This is a genomic window from Marinitenerispora sediminis (assembly GCF_003336425.1).
In the GTDB taxonomy this organism is placed as follows: domain Bacteria; phylum Actinomycetota; class Actinomycetes; order Streptosporangiales; family Streptosporangiaceae; genus Marinitenerispora; species Marinitenerispora sediminis.
Genome location: NZ_QEIO01000030.1, coordinates 30,693 through 48,300 on the forward strand (window position 1 = coordinate 30,693; position 17,608 = coordinate 48,300).

Annotated in this window: 15 protein-coding genes; 7 read left to right on the forward strand and 8 right to left on the reverse strand. The window is 74.5% G+C overall.

The window, feature by feature from the left end:
* Nucleotides 1-55: 55 nt before the first annotated feature.
* Complete coding sequence (locus DEF28_RS08360; RefSeq protein ID WP_114396562.1) at nt 56-622, forward strand: RDD family protein; 567 nt, start codon at nt 56-58, stop codon at nt 620-622.
* Here DEF28_RS08360 and DEF28_RS08365 read toward each other — a convergent pair.
* Together DEF28_RS08365 and DEF28_RS08370 are read right to left on the reverse strand one after the other, a co-directional pair.
* Entirely contained in the window at nt 609-1,970 is a 1,362-nt protein-coding gene (locus DEF28_RS08365; RefSeq protein WP_181874675.1) for a hypothetical protein, read from the reverse strand. The two genes, DEF28_RS08360 and DEF28_RS08365, sit on opposite strands and share 14 nt — an antisense overlap.
* A gap of 591 nt (nt 1,971-2,561) precedes the next feature.
* The gene (locus tag DEF28_RS08370) at nt 2,562-3,722 is read right to left on the reverse strand and encodes an FIST signal transduction protein (RefSeq protein ID WP_114396563.1); all 1,161 of its coding nucleotides are present in this window, start codon (nt 3,720-3,722) and stop codon (nt 2,562-2,564) included.
* Nucleotides 3,723-3,943: 221 nt separating this feature from the next.
* Here DEF28_RS08370 and DEF28_RS08375 point away from each other — a divergent pair, with 221 nt between their 5' ends.
* From DEF28_RS08375 to DEF28_RS08385, 3 genes are all read left to right on the forward strand, one after another.
* Nucleotides 3,944-5,374 carry an ATP-binding protein gene (locus tag DEF28_RS08375; RefSeq protein ID WP_233515172.1) on the forward strand — a complete coding sequence of 477 codons (1,431 nt, stop codon included), beginning with the start codon at nt 3,944-3,946 and terminating at the stop codon, nt 5,372-5,374.
* Nucleotides 5,375-5,428: 54 nt separating this feature from the next.
* Nucleotides 5,429-7,375, forward strand: coding sequence for a vWA domain-containing protein (locus tag DEF28_RS08380; RefSeq protein WP_114396564.1), 1,947 nt, complete (start codon nt 5,429-5,431; stop codon nt 7,373-7,375).
* A 65-nt stretch (nt 7,376-7,440) separates the two neighbouring features.
* On the forward strand, nt 7,441-7,773 hold the full coding sequence (locus DEF28_RS08385) for a glyoxalase superfamily protein (RefSeq protein WP_114396565.1): 333 nt from the start codon (nt 7,441-7,443) through the stop codon (nt 7,771-7,773).
* A 247-nt stretch (nt 7,774-8,020) separates the two neighbouring features.
* Here the strand turns inward: DEF28_RS08385 and DEF28_RS08390 are convergent, their stop codons facing one another.
* The 3 genes from DEF28_RS08390 to DEF28_RS08400 form a co-directional block, all read right to left on the reverse strand.
* Nucleotides 8,021-9,166 (reverse strand): cystathionine gamma-synthase, encoded by a 1,146-nt coding sequence (locus DEF28_RS08390; protein WP_114396566.1) that lies wholly within the window; start codon nt 9,164-9,166, stop codon nt 8,021-8,023.
* Between the two features lie 57 nt (nt 9,167-9,223).
* Nucleotides 9,224-9,901 (reverse strand): acyltransferase, encoded by a 678-nt coding sequence (locus DEF28_RS08395; RefSeq protein WP_114396567.1) that lies wholly within the window; start codon nt 9,899-9,901, stop codon nt 9,224-9,226.
* Nucleotides 9,902-10,045: 144 nt separating this feature from the next.
* Nucleotides 10,046-11,413: a cystathionine beta-synthase gene (locus DEF28_RS08400; protein ID WP_114396568.1), complete on the reverse strand. Its 1,368-nt coding sequence runs from the start codon at nt 11,411-11,413 to the stop codon at nt 10,046-10,048.
* Between the two features lie 250 nt (nt 11,414-11,663).
* Here DEF28_RS08400 and DEF28_RS08405 point away from each other — a divergent pair, with 250 nt between their 5' ends.
* From DEF28_RS08405 to DEF28_RS08415, 3 genes are all read left to right on the forward strand, one after another.
* On the forward strand, nt 11,664-12,728 hold the full coding sequence (locus DEF28_RS08405) for an SGNH/GDSL hydrolase family protein (RefSeq protein ID WP_181874217.1): 1,065 nt from the start codon (nt 11,664-11,666) through the stop codon (nt 12,726-12,728).
* A gap of 73 nt (nt 12,729-12,801) precedes the next feature.
* Nucleotides 12,802-14,025, forward strand: a complete 1,224-nt coding sequence (locus DEF28_RS08410) for an acetyl-CoA C-acetyltransferase (RefSeq protein ID WP_114396570.1) — start codon at nt 12,802-12,804, stop codon at nt 14,023-14,025.
* 338 nt (nt 14,026-14,363) lie between these two features.
* Complete coding sequence (locus DEF28_RS08415) at nt 14,364-14,609, forward strand: DUF4287 domain-containing protein (protein WP_114396571.1); 246 nt, start codon at nt 14,364-14,366, stop codon at nt 14,607-14,609.
* 186 nt (nt 14,610-14,795) lie between these two features.
* Here the strand turns inward: DEF28_RS08415 and DEF28_RS08420 are convergent, their stop codons facing one another.
* The 3 genes from DEF28_RS08420 to DEF28_RS08430 form a co-directional block, all read right to left on the reverse strand.
* On the reverse strand, nt 14,796-15,701 hold the full coding sequence (locus tag DEF28_RS08420; RefSeq protein ID WP_114396572.1) for a Bax inhibitor-1/YccA family protein: 906 nt from the start codon (nt 15,699-15,701) through the stop codon (nt 14,796-14,798).
* A gap of 183 nt (nt 15,702-15,884) precedes the next feature.
* The gene (locus tag DEF28_RS08425) at nt 15,885-16,811 is read right to left on the reverse strand and encodes a proline dehydrogenase family protein (RefSeq protein WP_114396573.1); all 927 of its coding nucleotides are present in this window, start codon (nt 16,809-16,811) and stop codon (nt 15,885-15,887) included.
* Nucleotides 16,812-16,881: 70 nt separating this feature from the next.
* Nucleotides 16,882-17,608 (reverse strand): aldehyde dehydrogenase family protein (locus DEF28_RS08430; protein WP_114396574.1); only part of this gene is annotated, 727 nt, incomplete at its 5' end.

Sequence of the window (17,608 nt, forward strand, 5' to 3'; positions counted from 1 at the left end):
CGTCCGCTTCGCCGGAACAGTCGGCCTCGTCCCGCCATCCCGTCATAATGCTGGGGTGAGTACCCCTCCCTGGCCCCACCAGCCGCCGTACGGCCCGCCCCAGCACTCGCCGCCCGCCTGGCAGCAGGCCGGCCATCCCGTACCGGCGCCGGGGCCGCGGTTCGCCGGCTTCGGCCGACGGCTGGCGGCGCGGGCCATCGACTACGTGCTGGTGGCCTTCCTCGCCTTCCTGTTCTTCGTCGTGGTGATCATCTTCCTCAGCATGGCGAACCCGGAGGCGGCCGAGCGCAACTTCACCGACGGCTTCTACGACCTGTGGGCCTTCCTCTTCCTGTTCGGCTGGGGAGGCGTGCTGTTCTTCTACGACTGGCTGTTCCACGTGGGCACCGGCCGCACGCCGGGCAAGCGGTTGGTGTCGATCAAGGTCGTGCGCCGGGCCGACGGCGGGCGCCTCACCCAGGGCCAGGCGATCGGCCGGGCGGCCCTGTTCGGCCTGCCGCAGTCGCTCACGTGCCTGGGACACCTGTTCGCGCTCGCCTGCATGATGTGGCTCGCGTTCGACCCCGATCGCGGCCAGGCGCTGCACGACCGCGCGAGCGGCACCCTCGTCATTCGGGGCTGAGGCCCGGCACCGCCTCCACCAGCGCCGCGTCCGCCGGTGCTGCCCCCAGGCCCACCGGCGCCTCCGGATGCGCCTGCGCCCGCCGCTTCGAGCACCGCGGTGCCGTGTCGCCGCCGCTGGCGTAGGCGGCGGGGACGAAGTTGCGGGGGCCGATGCGCAGCCACTGGTCGGTCCGCCCGAACGGGCCGTCCACCAGCTGGCCGGCGGCCCGGCAGGCGACGTCCACCATGGCGGCGTGCGCGGCCAGCCCGACGTGCTCGAACGTGGTGGCCGGCCCCGAGCGGACGATCAGCGGGTGGCGCTTGCTGCGAGTGCCCACCTCCGCCGGGTGCGTGTAGCCGGCCGTCCACAGGTAGTCGACGTCCACCCAGGCGTTGCCGGGCAGCCGCAGTGCCTCGCGGAACGTGCCGTCGGCCAGGTCGATCCCGGCCGGGTTGCGTACCCGACGCCCGAATCCGTCGACGCCGCGGTTGTAGCCGTCCTCGTGGGCGGCCTGCGCCTGGGGCTTGCCGTGCGGGAGGTCCGTCCACATCTCGCGGCCGGGGTTCCAGTGGTCGTCCTTGATATTCCACGGCCCGACGTCCCAGACGGGCACGTACGCGCAGCGCCGCTCCGCGCACACCCGCACGGTGTAGTCGCCGCCGCCCTTGGCGGCCAGCCCGCGCCGGGACGGCAGCGCCACGAAGTGGTCGGCGGAGCGGATGACGTGCCCGTTGGCGGTCCGGTTGCCGACCAGGCCGATGCGGGTCGCGTACAGGCGGGCCGAATAGGGCTCGCGGGGCCGGGCGCGCCGCTCGGCCGCGCCGTCCACCGGCCGGAAGCGCACACCGCTGATCCCCGCCCGGCCGTCGGCGGCCTGCGGGGTGAAGCCGACCCGCAGCTGGATCCGGGACACCGTGTCGGGCAGCTCGATCAGGTCGCCGCCGGCGGCGGTGGCGTCCGCGGCCTCGCGCCACTCGGTCCACACGCCGTCGGCGCGCTGCCCGCGCGCCTCCACGACCACGTCGGCGCGGCGGGCCGTGCCGTCCACCGCCACCTGGACGGCTCCGGCGGACCGTCCCAGCCCGTGCGCGGGGAAGAGCGCGATCCCGCCGGGGGTCGAGCCGCGGGCGCCGCGCGCCGAGGCCGCCATCGGCTGCCGCGCCGCGGCGGCGGCCCGGAGTCCGCCTCCGTCGAGCAGCACGTTGCTGCGCTGGGCCGCCGCGAGGTCCTCGTGGATCCACCCCGCACCGCGTGCCGGCCCACCGGCCGCAGCGGCCTCCCGGCCGGACGGCATGGTCGCCAGTACGAGCGCCCCGAGCGCGGCGGCGGCGCCGAGCCGCATCCAGACGTGTGATGGTGACTGCAACACTGTGGAAACCCCCTATGGCACACATTCAGCACAGATAGTAAGCACGTAGTGACATGGAGTAACAAAGCCGACGCGCCGGACACGCCCCGAATGAGGGCTATGCCGGGTTGGGCCGCATCGTCCTGGTCATTCCCGCGCACCCGCGCGTCACGGTGCGGGGCCGAGGGCGCGGCTCCCGGCCCCGGGGGCGCCTCAGCAGGCGGCGCGATTCGCCGGTACACGGCGGATCGCCCTGCTCGGCGGCGCGGCGTCCGACAGGAGCGGCCGCGCGGGCGGGTCGCCGGCGGTACGGGAGGGGCGCCAGGGGAACCGCGGTGGTCACCCGGAGCGCCAGGGGAACCGCGGTGGCCGCCTGGGGGCGTCCTCCGGCCGGCGGTCCCGCACGGCCGCGGCCTGGCCGCCGCTCCGGATGCCGGGCTGATCGACCGCATCACGCGGCCCGCCGACCGCGGCCACCGTCCCGGGCGTCCGGCACACCGCCCACTCCGGACGGGCCGCCGGCGCTGCTGTCCCCTCCCCTTCCGCGAGCGCCGCGGCGGACACGCCGCCGCCGGGACCGGCGGCCGGATCGGGGCGGCCGGGGGCCGGTCAGCCCGCGAAGGCGAGCAGGCAGGCCGTGAAGCCGTGCACGTGGTTGCGGCCGGCCACCGGACCGATCTCGCCGGCGGCGAAGAACCCGGTGACGGCCTCGATCCCGAGCGCCTCCCGCACCGACCGGACGTCGTGGTCGGCCGTTGGGAACATCGCGGCGCCCCGGCCGTTGCACGAGAACAGCAGTGCGCCGGCGGTGCCGCCACCGGTCTCCTCGCCGAACGCGCGCAGCCGCTCCAGCAGGTCGGCGTCGGCGGTCTCGGTGTCGCGGACCTGGAACCGCACCGTCTGCCCGACCTCCACCACGTCGCCGATCGTCAGCGAGCCGCGGTCCGGATCGGCGCTGGCGAGACCGCGGATCAGGAAGTCGCCGCGCTCGTAGCGGTCGGCGTACTCGTCCATGGCGACCCCGATGTGCAGCCCCTCGGCGAGCAGCTCCTGCTCGGTGGGGGTGAGCGCGTGCAGGATCTGCTCCAGCTTCTGGTAGGCCGGAGTCCCGGCGAGTTCGAGCAGCTCCTGCCCCTCGACCTTGGTGACGGTCATGGACGGGCCGATGGGCCGGCAGCCCTGGCTCACCACCGTGCCCGCCACGCCCGGGCCGGCGAGCAGCAGCCCGACCGCGCCGCCGGACGCCGTCCGCCCATCGGCGAACAGCCGCACCGACTCCTGCCCCCGCGCGCCGTCGGCGAGCCCGCCGACGATGGGCAGCCCGCCGAGCGCGGCGGCGGAGCGCCGGACGAACGAGTGCGCCGGGAAGTCGTAGGGGTTGGCGAACAGCAGCGCGACCCGGTCGTCCGGCTCCGGTTCGGTCATGCCGATGACGGCGAGGTGGTCGTCCTCGGGGACGGCGTCCAGCTCGAAGGGCGTGATCCGGACATCGGGCAGCACGGCCGCCCACACGCTGACGGCGCCCCGGCCCTCGACGCCGCGCCCACCGCCGATGACGCCGGTGCAGCTGCACCCGATCGTGACGGCGTCGCCGGCCAGCGCCATGGCGCGCTCCCCCGCCAGGGCGACCTCCTCGGGATCGCTGCCCGAGACGAAGACGCACACCAGGTCGGCCGGGCCGCCGAGCGGCTCCAGCGCGCGCAGCGTCGCCCGCTCGGCCGCGCTCACGAGGTCAGCGCCCGTCGCCAGAGCGTCGCCGAACCTGGCCACTCGCCGCCTCCTCCACACCAGCCGATCCGCTCCCGTCTACCCGGACCATACTCCCCACCACCCGAACTAAACCTGCCTGATCCCGGGGTGTCCCTCCTCCGTTCCCCGCCGCGCGGCCGTCCGTGCGCCAGCCGAGCAGGCCCCCGGCCGGCCGGCCCTTTCGTCCACAGGCGTGATCCGGGCCACTGGCGGGCGGGCACCCGGTGCATAGACTCGTTCCCGTGTCTGCCGACTCCGCACACCCGACCGATTCCGGCGGCCGTCCCGCGAGCCTCTCGGCGCTGCGGGCCTCCGGCCACGTCCACCGCTCGACCAAGGCCGAGGTCCGCGCGAACCTGCTGGCCCGCATGCGCACCGGGGAGCAGCGGTTCCCCGGCATCGTCGGCTTCGATTCCACGGTGCTGCCCCATCTCGAACGCGCCCTGCTGGCCGGCCACGACGTCGTGCTGCTGGGCGAGCGCGGGCAGGGCAAGACCCGGCTGATCCGCACCGTCGTCGGGCTGCTCGACGAGTGGAGCCCGGTCATCGAGGGCTGCCCGATCAACGACCACCCCTACGCGCCGGTGTGCGCGCGCTGCCGCCGCCTCGCCGCCGAGGCGGGCCCCGACCTCCCGGTCGCCTGGCGGCACCGCGACGAGCGCTACGGCGAGAAGCTCGCCACCCCCGACACCAGCGTCGGCGACCTCATCGGCGACGTCGACCCCGTCCGGCTGGCCGAGGGGCGCAGCCTGGGCGACCCGGAGACCGTCCACTACGGGCTGGTCCCGCGGGCCAACCGCGGCGTCTTCTGCCTCAATGAGCTCCCGGACCTCGCCGCCCGCATCCAGGTGGCGCTGCTCAACGTCCTGGAGGAGCGCGACGTCCAGATCCGGGGGTACGCGCTGCGGCTCCCGCTCGACGTACTGCTGGTCGCCAGCGCCAACCCCGAGGACTACACCAACCGCGGCCGCATCATCACTCCGCTCAAGGACCGCTTCGGGGCCGAGATCCGCACCCACTACCCCCTGGAGCTCGACGCCGAGATCGCGCTGATCGCCCAGGAGGCGCGGCTGGACGGCGGCCCCGCCGTCCCCCGCTACCTGGTCGAGGTCGTCGCGCGGTTCACCCGCCTGGTCCGCGCCTCCTCCTCGGTCGACGACCGCTCGGGGGTCTCGGCCCGCTTCGCGCTCGCCGCCATCGAGACCGCCGCCGCCTCCGCGGCGCGCCGGGCCGCGCTGGTGGCCGAGGAGCGCCCGGTGGCGCGGGTGTGCGACCTCGCACCGATCGTCGAGACGCTGCGCGGCAAGGTCGAGTTCGAGGTGGGCGAGGAGGGCCGCGAGGTCGAGATCCTCGGCCACCTGCTGCGCCGTGCCACGGCCGAGACCTTCCGGCACACCCTGGGCGGCGTCGACCTCGGCCCGCTCATCGACCGGTTCGCCGAGGGCGCCACGGTGGAGTCCGGCGAGCTGGTCAGCGGCGCCGACCTGCTCCGCCGGGTGGGTCCGGTGCCCGGCCTCGCCGAACTCGTCGCCCGCGTCGCCCCGGAGGACGACGACCCCGGCGAGACCGCCGGCTACGCCGCCTCGGCGCTGGAGTTCGCGCTCGAAGGGCTGTACCTCAACCGGCGGCTCTCCAAGGACACCGTCGACGACCGCACCGTCTACCGCACCTGAACCCGCCGGGACGGGACGGCCACGGCGGTGTCCGAACGCAAGGAGGCATCCGCGATGAGCGGCTTCCGCTACGGCGAGTACCAGGAGGGCCCCGACCCGCTGGCGCCGCCCTACGACGTCCGTGCCGCCCTCGACGAGCTGGGCCGCTCGGTGCTGGCCGGCGCCAAGCCGCTGCGGGCGCTGCGCGACCTGCTGCGGCGCGGAACGCAGGGCGTCTCCGGTCTCGACGACCTGCTGCGGCAGGTCCGCGAGCGCCGGGACCGGCTGCGTGGCCGGGGGCGCCTCGACGGCACCCTCCAGGAGGCGCGGGCGCTGCTGGACCGCGCGGTCGGGCAGGAGCGCGCCGCGCTCTTCCCCGACCCCTCCGACGACGCCCGGCTGCGGGAGTCCGAGCTCGACGCCCTGCCCGCCGACACCGCGGCGGCGGTTCGCCGGCTCGCCGACTACCAGTGGCGCTCGGACGCCGCGCGCCAGACCTTCCAGGAGCTGCGCGACCTGCTGCGCGGTGAGGTGCTGGACGCCCAGTTCCGCGGGATGAAGCAGGCGCTGCGCGACGCGGATCCGGCGGCCATGGCCCGGGTGCGCGCCATGGTCGAGGCGCTGAACGAGATGCTCGCTGCCGACGACCGGGGCGAGCACACCCAGGCGGATTTCGACCGGTTCATGGCCGAGTACGGCGAGTTCTTCCCGGAGAACCCGCGCGACCTGGCCGAACTGGTCGACATCCTGGCCCGCCGCTCGGCCGCCGCCCAGCGGCTGCTGAACTCCCTCACCCCCGAGCAGCGGGCAGAGCTCGGCGACCTCATGGCCCAGGCCGCCGCCGAGTCCGGGCTCAGCGAGGCCATGGAGCGGCTCTCCGGCGCGCTGCGCTCCCGCCGGGCGGACCTCGCCTGGTCCGACGCCGACCGGCTGGAGGGCTCCGAGGGGCTCGGCGTGGGTGACGCCACCACCGCCCTGGAGGAGCTCGCCGACCTCGCCGACCTCGACTCCGCGCTGAGTCAGCGCTACGCGGGCGCCGGGCTGGAGGACATCGACGAGGAGGCGGTCCGCCGCGCGCTCGGCCGCTCCGCCGTCGACGACCTGGCACGGCTGCGCGCCCTGGAGCGCGAGCTGCGGGAGCAGGGCTACCTGACCGGGACCCGCAACCGGCTGGAGCTCACCCCCAAGGCGGTCCGCCGGCTGGGTGAGACCGCGCTGCGGGAGGTGTTCGCCGACTCCGCCGGCGGCCGGCTCGGCCAGCACGCGGCCGAGGGGGTCGGCCAGGCCGGCGAGCCCACCGGCGCCACCCGGCCGTGGCGGTTCGGCGACGAGCAGCCCATCGACGTCGTCCGGACCCTGAGCAACGCCGCGGCACGGGGGCGTTCCTCCGACGGCCGCCTGCGGCTGCGCCCCGACGACTTCGAGGTCGCCGAGACCGAACGCCGCGACGCCGCCGCCGTGTGCCTGCTGGTCGACCTCTCCTACTCCATGGCGCTGCGCGACCTCTGGGGCACCGCCAAGCAGACCGCCATGGCGCTGCACGCACTGGTGAGCACCCGCTTTCCCCAGGACGCGGTGCAGGTCATCGGGTTCAGCGACTACGCGCGGGAGCTGCCGGCCGCCGGGCTGGCCGAACTGGAGTGGGAGCCGGTCCAGGGCACCAACCTCCAGCACGCCCTGGTCCTGGCCGGCCGGCACCTGGACCGGCACTCCGATTTCGAACCCATCGTGCTGATCGTCACCGACGGTGAGCCCACCGCGCACCTGACCCGCGACGGATCGGCCCAGTTCGCCTGGCCGCCGACCGCGGAGACCACCGCGCTGACCCTCGCCGAGGTCGACCGGATGACCAGCCGCGGCGCGTCGCTCAACGTCTTCCTGCTCGCCGACGACCCGCGCCTGGAGGCGTTCGTCGAGGAGGTCGCCCGCCGCAACGGCGGCCGGGTGGTCCGGCCGAACGCCCAGCGGCTGGGCTCCTACGTCGTCCAGGACTTCCTGTTCCGCCGGCGGCGGGTCGGCTGACCGGGCCGCCGCGCCGGCGCCGCCGCGGCGGCCGGGTGTCGGCGGCGGTCGGCAGGATGGGGGCCATGCGAGAGGAAGCCATCCCCATCCTGCGGGTGGGCGACGCCGCGGCGGCCGTCCGCTGGTACGCCCGCCTCGGATTCGTCCCGGAGTGGGAGCACCGGTTCGAGCCGGGGCTCCCCGCTTTCGTGTCGGTCGCGCGCGGCCCAGTGCGGCTGTTCCTGTCCGAGCACACCGGCGACGCCCGCCCCGACACCCTCGTGTACCTGCGGGTGCGCGACGTCGACGCGGTCGCCGCCGCGTTCGGGGTGCCGGTCGCCGACGCCCCGTGGGCCCGGGAGGTGGAGCTCCGCGACCCCGACGGCAACCGGCTGCGGGTCGGCACGCCGGCGGACTGACCCGGCAGCGGAGCGCCGAGGTGGGCGCCCCGGAGCGGCGCCGGCCGGTCGCACCGGTGTGCCCCGGGGTCGCGCGGCGGCCGTGCGGGGTACCCGGGCCTTCGGGTTGGCCGCTGCCTGCGGGCTCCCACGCCGGAGCCCGCGGCGGGGACCGCGCCTCCGGTGGCTCTCCCGGCTACCGCGGACGGCGCGCGAGGCCGACCCGGGCGGTCCCCGCCGTGGCGGGACGGGCCCGGCCCCCGCCGCGTCAGTCATCGAGGGCCTGCAGCAGGTCGGCCACGAGGTCCTCGGCGGACTCGATGCCCACCGACAGCCGGATGAGGTCGCTCGGCACCTCCAGCGGCGAGCCGGCGGTCGAGGCGTGCGTCATCCGGGCCGGGTGCTCGATCAGCGACTCGACGCCGCCGAGGGACTCGCCGAGCGTGAACACCCGGGCGCGGTCGCACACCCGCAGCGCCTGCTCCTCGCCGCCGCGCACCCGGAAGGACACCATGCCGCCGAAGGCGCGCATCTGCTCCACGGCGACCTTGTAGCCCGGGTGGTCCGGCAGGCCGGGGTAGTACACCTGGGTGACGGCGGGGTGCCGGGTCAGCTCGTCCACCACGCGCTCGGCGTTGGCGCAGTGCCGGTCCATCCGCACCGCCAGGGTCTTGATGCCGCGCAGCGTGAGCCAGGCGTCGAACGGTCCGGCCACCGCTCCCATGGCGTTCTGGTGGAACACCAGCCGCTCGGCGAGTTCCGGGTCGGCCGCGACGAGCGCGCCGCCGACCACGTCGGAGTGCCCGCCCAGGTACTTGGTGGTGGAGTGCACGACCACATCGGCGCCGAGGGCGATCGGCTGCTGGAGGTAGGGCGAGGCGAAGGTGTTGTCCACGACGAGCAGGGCGCCCGCGTCGTGGGCGACGTCGGCGAGCGCGGCGATGTCGGCGATGTTGAGCAGCGGGTTGGTAGGCGTCTCCACCCAGATCGCGACCGTCTCGGGCCGCACGGCGGCGCGCACCGCCGCGGTGTCGGACAGTCCGACGGCGTCCCAGCTGACCCCCCAGCGCTCCAGCACCTTGGCGAACAGCCGGTAGGTGCCGCCGTAGGCGTCGCCGGGGATGATCACGTGGTCGCCGGGCTTGGCGATCGTGCGCAGCAGGGTGTCCTCGGCGGCCATGCCGGAGGCGAAGGCCAGGCCGCGCGCACCCGACTCCAGCGCCGCGACGCACTCCTCCAGGGCGCTGCGGGTGGGGTTGGCGGACCGGCTGTACTCGTAGCCGCCGCGCAGGCCGCCGACCCCGTCCTGGCGGTAGGTGCTCGTCTGGTAGATCGGAACCACGACCGCGCCGGTCTCGGCGTCGGCTTCCTGGCCGGCGTGGATGGCCAGGGTCTCAAAACCCTCGAACGTCATGCGCCCCAGACTAGTGGCGGCGCCCCGGCGGGTCGTCGCAGCCGCGCCCCGGGGCGGTCACGCGCCGGCCGGGTCGGCGGCGTCGTCGGCCGGCCGGCCGGCCGGCCCCGGACCGCGCAGCGGCGGCATCCAGCCGGCCTCCGGATCGTAGCGGCGCACCACCCGGCCGGGCACTCCGGCGATGACGCTGTGGTCGGGGTACTCCCCGGGTCTGACCACGGAGCCGGCGGCCACCACGCAGTTGCGGCCGAGCCGGACCCCGGGCAGGATCACCGCGTTCGCGCCGATCCAGGTACCCGGTCCGATCCGCACCGGGTCGTCGGCCGGCCACTGCAGGCCGACCGGGGTCTCGGTGTCGCGGTAGGAGTGGTTCTGGTCGGTGATGTAGACGTGCGGGCCGGTGTAGACGAAGTCGCCCACCTCGATGGAGGCGTGCGCGACGACGTGCGACCCGCGGCCGATGGCGCAGCCGTCCCCGATGCGCAGCAGCGGCCGCGGCCCCAGGTCGAGCCCGGGCACGAAGCCGGCGCTCAGGGTGATGTCCGCGCCGAGCAGCGTGTGCGCGCCCAGTTCGATCCACGGCTCACCGAATATGGTGGCCGGAGGGAAGGCGATGGAGGTGCCGGGCCCGAACGCGGCGAACCTGCGGGCCGCCCGGGTGCCCGCGCGGATGTCGGCGTGCTGGCGGCTCCAGGCCCAGGCCGCGCGCACCACCCAGGACAGCAGCCGTGCCACGCGCCCTCCACACCTACCGACAGGTAACGTCGAGGACCCACCCTACGAGCACGGTGGAGGGGCAGGGCAGGCGGGTGTGGGTACACCGCGGGGCAGGCGGGTGCGGGCCGCGGACCGGCGCCCGGCCGGCGGCCCGCCCGCGGGTCAGCGCGCCAGGTAGGCCAGCACGTCCTGCCGGGTCAGCACCCCGGCCGGCTTCCCGTCCAGCAGCACCACGACCGCGCCGCTGTGCTCCAGCAGGTCCACGCAGCGGCTCACGGGCTCGCGGTAGCCCACCATCGGCAGCGGCCGGCCCATGTGCGCGTCGACGGCGTCACCGAGCTGGGCGCGGCCGTTGAACAGCGCGTCCAGCAGGTCCCGCTCGGCGATCGACCCGACGAGCTCGGCGGCCATGACCGGCGGCTCCTCCTTCATCACCGGCAGCTGGGACACCCCGTACTCCCGCATGATGGCGACGGCCGTGCCGACGGTCTCGTGCGGGTGCGTGTGCACGAACTCCGGCAGCGACTCGCCCTTGCCGGCGAGGACGTCGCCCGCGGTGGCCTCCTCCGTCTCGGCGGACAGGAAGCCGTAGTCGGCCATCCACTCGTCGTTGAAGATCTTCGTGAGGTACCCGCGCCCGCCGTCGGGCAGCAGCACGACGATGACGGCGTCGGGGTCGGCGGTCTCGGCGACCCGCAGCGCGGCGACCGTCGCCAGCCCGCAGGAGCCGCCGACCAGCAGCGACTCCTCCTTGGCCAGCCGCCGGGTCATGAGGAAGGAGTCCTTGTCGCTGACGGCGATGACCTCGTCGCAGATGGCGGGGTCGTAGGTCTGCGGCCAGATGTCCTCGCCCACGCCCTCGACCAGGTAGGGGCGCCCGGTGCCGCCGGAGTACACCGACCCCTCCGGGTCGGCGCCGATGATCCGCACCGCGCCGCCGGACACCTCCTTGAGGTAGCGCCCGGTCCCGGTGATGGTGCCGCCGGTACCGATGCCGGCGACGAAGTGCGTGATCCGGCCCTCGGTCTGCTCCCAGATCTCCGGCCCGGTGCTGTGGTAGTGCGACTCCGGGTTGTTCGCGTTGCTGTACTGGTCGGGCTTCCACGCGCCCGGCAGGGTACGCGCCAGCCGGTCCGACACCGAGTAGTAGGAGTCGGGGTGGTCGGGCGCGACGGTGGTCGGGCACACCACCACCTCGGCCCCGTACGCGCGCAGCACGGCGAGTTTGTCCGGGCCGACCTTGTCCGGGCAGACGAACACGCAGCGGTACCCCTTCTCGGCCGCCACGATGGCGAGGCCCACGCCGGTGTTGCCCGAGGTCGGCTCGACGATGGTGCCGCCCGGCCGGAGGGCTCCGCTCTTCTCCGCGTCCTCGACCATGCGCAGGGCGATGCGGTCCTTGACCGAGCCGCCCGGGTTGAAGTACTCCACCTTGGCCAGCACGGTCGGCGCCAGGCCGGCCGTGAGCCGCCTCATCCGCACCAGCGGGGTATTCCCGACCAGATCGATCAGCGAGTCGTACACCCGCATCAGCGGTGCCCCCTTAGATTCCGTCGGCGGCCGTGGATCCCCCGGCCGCCCCCTTCCGCCACGCGGTCGGGACGCGCCCGTCCGCACCGGCCGATCAGGCCGTTTCCCCGAACTCTAGCCTGATCACGCCGCCGGCCGCGGCTGACCGCGATCCGGTTGCCACCAGCGGTTCCCAGCCCGGTGCCGTAAAATTACTGGTTGGTAGCCCGACTGCGGGATCGGCACCCCGGCGTGGGGAGGCGGAACCATGGTGCTGCGCGCCGCTCAGGCTCGGCGGATCGCCACCGCGACGGCGTTCGGCGGCGGCGGGTTGACGGTACTGGGGGCCAGCACGGTGGGCCTGCTCTACCTCCAGGCCCGCCTCGCGCACCGCGCCGTCGGCGTGACCCCGTGGGCCGCTCCCCCGGTGGACGGGCTGTACGGCCACGCCGGGAAGGACAGTACCGACCCCGTCGCGTTCGCGATGCTGGGCGACTCCACGGCCGCCGGGTTCGCGGTGGCCGACGCCGCGCAGACCCCGGCCGCGCTGCTGGCGACCGGGATCGCGGCCGCGGCGCAGCGGCCGGTGCGGGTGCGCTCGGTCGCGGTGGTCGGCGCCACCTCCCGCGACCTCGGCGGCCAGGTCGACCAGCTCCGCGACGCACCGCCGGACCTCGCGGTGGTCTTCGTCGGTGCCAACGACGTGATCCGGCGGGCGCGGCCGGCCGAGTCCGTCCGGCACCTGCAGTACGCGGTGCGCGAGCTGGTCGGTATGGGGACCGCCGTGGTGGTGGGCACCTGCCCGGACCTCGGGACGGTGCGCCCGATCGCGGCGCCCCTGCGCTACGTGGCCCGCCGCGCCTCACGCCAGCTGGCGGCGGCGCAGACCATCGCGGTCGTCGAGGAGGGAGGCCGCTCCGTCTCGCTGAGCGACCTGCTGGCGGACGAGTTCCAGACCCACCCCGACGAGATGTTCGGCCCGGACCGGTTCCATCCGTCCGCGCACGGCTACGCGCAAGCGGCGGCCGCGGTCCTGCCGTCGGCGTGCGCGGCGCTCGGCCTGCCGCCGGACCGCCCCGTCCACCCGCGGGCACACCGCGGGGAGGGGGTCCTGCCGGTGGCCCGCGCCGCGGTCGCGGCTGCGGAGCAGCCGGGGACCGAGGTCAGCGGCGTCCGGGTCGGCGGCCGCGAGCGCGGTCCGCGCGGACGCTGGGCGGCCCTGATGCGCGGCCGGCCGCGCCCACCCGCGGAGGAGCGCCCGCCCGGCGCCCAGGAGACCGCTCCGGACGGCGGCGGCGCGGCCCCGGTCGCGGAGCGGCGGGCCGCGTCAGGTTAACTTGCGAGTAGCAGACCGACCATCCGGTCCGCACCACGACAGAGCAGTCGAACCGAGGAGAAGGGCCGCGAGCATGCCTGAAGCCGTCATCGTCGCGACCGCGCGTTCACCGATCGGGCGGGCCTTCAAGGGGTCGCTCAAGGACATCCGCCCCGACGACCTCGCCGCGCAGATCATCACGGCCGCGCTCGCGAAGGTTCCGCAGCTCGACCCCCGCGACATCGACGACCTGCTGCTGGGCTGCGGCCTGCCCGGCGGGGAGCAGGGGTACAACCTCGCCCGGGTGGTCGCGGTGCAGCTCGGCCTGGACACCGTGCCGGGCGCCACCGTCACCCGGTACTGCTCGTCGTCACTGCAGACCACCCGGATGGCGTTCCACGCGATCCGGGCCGGTGAGGGGGACGTCTTCGTGTCGGCCGGCGTCGAGACCGTCAGCCGCTACGTCAAGGGCAACAGCGACTCGCTGCCCGACACGCAGAACCCGCTGTTCGCCGCGGCCCAGGCCCGCACCGAGCGGCGGGCCTCGGGCGGTGCGGCACCCTGGCGCGACCCGCGCGAGGACGGCGAGCTCCCCGACGTCTACCTCGCGATGGGCCAGACCGCCGAGAACGTCGCGCAGCTCCGCGGCGTGTCCCGGCAGCGCCAGGACGAGTTCGGCGTGCGCTCCCAGAACCTCGCCGAGAAGGCCCTCGACAACGGCTTCTGGGAGCGCGAGATCACCCCGGTCACGCTGCCGGACGGCACGGTGGTCAGCACCGACGACGGCCCTCGCCGCGGCACCTCCTACGAGAAGGTGGCCGCCCTCCAGCCGGTGTTCCGCCCGGACGGCACGGTGACGGCCGGCAACTGCTGCCCGCTGAACGACGGCGCCGCCGCCGTGGTGGTCATGAGCGACACCCGGGCCGCGGACCTGGGCATCACCCCGCTGGCGCGGATCGTCTCCACCGGGGTGAGCGCGCTCTCGCCGGAGATCATGGGACTCGGCCCGGTGGAGGCGTCCCGGCAGGCGCTGGAGCGGGCCAACATGACGATCCGCGACATCGATCTGGTGGAGATCAACGAGGCCTTCGCGGCGCAGGTCCTGCCGTCGGCCGACGAGATCGGCGTCGACATCGACCGGCAGCTGAACGTCAACGGGGGCGCCATCGCGGTGGGCCACCCGTTCGGCATGACCGGGGCGCGCATCACCACCACGCTGCTGAACGGGCTGAGCTTCCACGACGGCACGTTCGGCCTGGAGACCATGTGCGTGGGCGGCGGGCAGGGCATGGCCGCGGTCTTCGAGCGGCTGAGCTGAGCGCCGGCCGCACCGGTCGCACGACCATGGCGGCCCGGGCACCCCGGAACGGCCGGGGTGCCCGGGCCGTCGCGCTGCCGGGGTACCGGGGTGCCGGGGTGCCGGCGCGGTCCGGCCGTGCCGGCATCCGCACCCGAAGGGCGAGGTTCCTGGGGATATGCCAGCTTTCTCCGGTGATCCACCGTCCTGACGCCTGACACCCGATCCTGAACGCCGTGTTACGGGACCGAAAAGATTCGATATACCGAAAGCCACGTAAAAGGTGAATCCGAGGGGTTGTCCTGACCGAGATCGTGTTGCAGTGTCGCAGATAGGTGAAGTCACTCTCGGAGGTGCCCATGTCGGTTACCCACTCGCCGGAGACACACGCACTGCTCCTCGCCCGCATCCCCGCCGTCACCGGCCGCGAACTCCAGGACTGGTTCGACACGCTGGAGAAGGGCCCCGCACTGACCCGCTGCTCCGAGCGGTCGAACTGGCTGGCGGACGAGCACGGTCTGAGCCACGGTTACGCCAGCGCCATCGTGCACGAGTTCGATCGGCGGCGCCGCAACCGCTCGGGCGTCCCGTCGCAGCGCTCCTGAACCCCGCCGCTCCGGCGGCGCACGTCGACGATCCCGACCAGCGGAACCGCCCCGACCACCCGCCGCGGGCGCTTGCGCGCGGCGCACGGCCCGCTCCGACCGGCCCGGGCCGCCGACGAAACACGAACGCCTCGTCCGACCGGACGAGGCGTTCGTCGTGGGCGCGCCGCCGCGAGCGGCGACGCGCTAGTCACTGAAGATGGACTGGATCATCCACAGCAGGCGCAGGATCTCGATGTACAGCCAGACCAGCGAGACCGTGAGGCCGAACGCGCACTGCCAGGCGAACCGGTGCGGCAGACCGGCCTGGATGCCGTCCTCGATGCCCCGGAACTCGATGGCCAGCGTGGCGCAGGCGACGAGGATGAGCACCAGCGAGACGATGATGCCGAGCGGACCGGCCTCACGCAGGCCCAGGCCGACACCGCCGTTGAACAGGCCGATGACGAGGTTGGCCAGCAGCAGGACGACGGCCGCGATCAGCGCCGCGGAGACCACCTTGACGAAGGTGTTGGTGACCCGCACGATGCGGAACGCGTACAGCGCGAGCATGGCGCCGAAGGCGAAGATCGTGCCGAAGATCGCCTGCGTCACCAGACCGCCGGTGGCGACACCGGCCGACATCTCGAAGATCCGGCTGATGCCGCCGAGGAACAGCCCCTCCGCCACCGCGTAGCTGAAGATCAGCGCGGGGTTGGTGGACTGCTTGAACGAGATGACGAGGCCCAGGACCAGGGCGACGATCATGCCGCCGAAGATCAGGACCGGGTTGGGGATGAAGAACGACACCACCGCTGCCGCGGCCACGACGGCGAGCACCAGCCCGGTGCGGATGACGACGTCGTCGATGGTCATGGGCCGCGCGTCCGCCGAGGTCGGCGGGACCGGCTGGCCGTACCCGTACGGCTGCTGCGGGTACTGCTGGTACCCCTGCTGCGGGTAGCCGGGGTAGCCCTGCGCGTAGCCCGGCTGGCCGTACGGCTGCTGGTACGGGCCCTGGCCATAGGGCTGCTGGTACGGCGGGGCGCCCGCTCCCCCCTGCCCGGATGACATGACCCGCTTCAGAACGGGGTTGGAACCTCGTATCCGCATGGTTGTGCAAGCCTTTCAGGGCGTGGATGTCCTGCGCTCAACGTAACGTACGGACCCCGGCCGCGGTTCCCGTTGGTTTGTCACAGGACGGAATCTTCCCGGGCGTTCCCGCCCGCGGGACGGGGCCGGTGGGCTAGCGGGCCGGGCGCGCCCCCGCGCCCCGCTCCCGGGCCGGTCGGGCGCTCAGCGGCGCCCGGCGAGCGAGCGCAGGAAGAACGCCAGGTTGGCCGGCCGCTCGGCCAGCCGGCGCATGAAGTAGCCGTACCACTCGGTGCCGAAGGGCACGTACACCCGCATGCGCCCGCCGGCCGCGGCGATCCGGCGCTGCTCGGCCTCGCGGATCCCGAACAGCATCTGGTGCTCGTACTCGGCGGCGGAGCGGCCGTGGCGCACGGCGAGGCCGCCGGCGATGGCGACCATGCGCGGGTCGTGCGACGCGATCATGGGGTACCCCTCGCCCGCCATCAGGATGCGCATGCACCGGACGTAGCTGCGGTCCACCTCGGCCCTGTCGCGGTAGGCGACCGAGGCGGGCTCGTCGTAGGCGCCCTTGCAGAGCCGGACCCGTGAGCCGGGCCCGGCCAGGTCGCGGCAGTCGGCCTCGGTGCGGTGCAGGTAGGACTGCAGCACCGCGCCCACCCACGGGAAGTCGACCCGCAGGTCGCGCAGGATACCGAGCGTGGAGTCGGTCGTCGTGTGGTCCTCCATGTCCAGGGTGACGGTGGTGCCGGCCCGCGCCGCCGCCTCGCAGATCCGCCGGGCGTTGTGCAGCGCGATCTTCTCGCCGTCCGCGGGCAGCGCCTGCCCGACCGCGGAAAGCTTCACCGACACCTCGGCCCGGCCGGCGAGGCCGGCCCGGTCCAGTTCGGCGAGCAGCCGGGTGTAGGCGGCCACCGTCGCCTCGGCCTGGGCGGTGTCGGTGACGTCCTCGCCGAGGTGGTCGAGCGTGACCAGGCGGTCGCGGGTCAGCTCCGCGACGACGGGCAGCGCCTCTTCCAGGGTCTCCCCGGCGACGAACCGGGTGACCAGTCCCCGGGTGAGCGGGGAGTGCTCGACGAGGGCGCGGCAGCGGGGGGAACGGGCCGCGATGAGGAGTGGGGTACGGAGCATGGTGGACCTCGCGGGTTCGGCCGGGCGGACGGCCGCGGGCCGGCGGGCCCGCGGCCACGGGACGGAGGGCTCAGCCCTGGTGCGGGTGGCCGGAGGCGGTCGGTGGCACGAAGGTCTCCTTGATGACGCGCGGGCTGGCCCACCGCGCCAGGTTCTGCGCGGAGCCGGCCTTGTCGTTGGTGCCGGAGGCGCGGGCGCCGCCGAAGGGCTGCTGCCCGACGACGGATCCCGTGGGCTTGTCGTTGACGTAGAAGTTCCCAGCGGCGAAGCGCAGCGCCCGGGTGGCCGCCGCGATGGCGGCGCGGTCCCGGGCGATCACCGCACCCGTGAGGGCGTAGGCCGATCCGGCGTCCACGGCGCCGAGGACGCGTTCGTAGTCGGCGTCGTCGTAGACGTGCACGGCGAGGACCGGGCCGAAGTACTCGGTGCGGAACACGTCGTGGCCCGGGTCGTCGCCCTCCAGCACGGTGGGGCGGACGAAGTAGCCCTCGGTGTCGTCGGCGGTGCCGCCGGCCAGGACGCGCAGACCGGAGTCCGCGCGGGCGCGCTCCAGCACGCCGGAGACCCGGTCGAAGGACCGGCGGTCGATCAGCGCCCCCATGAAGTTGCCGAAGTCCGTCACGTCGCCGACGGTGAGCGCCTCGACCTCGCCGACGAAGTCGTCGCGCATCCGCTCCCACACCGAGCGGGCGACGAACGCGCGGGACGCCGCGGAGCACTTCTGCCCCTGGTACTCGAACGCCCCCCGCACCAACGCCGTCCGCAGCACATCCGGATCAGCCGACGCGTGCGCCACC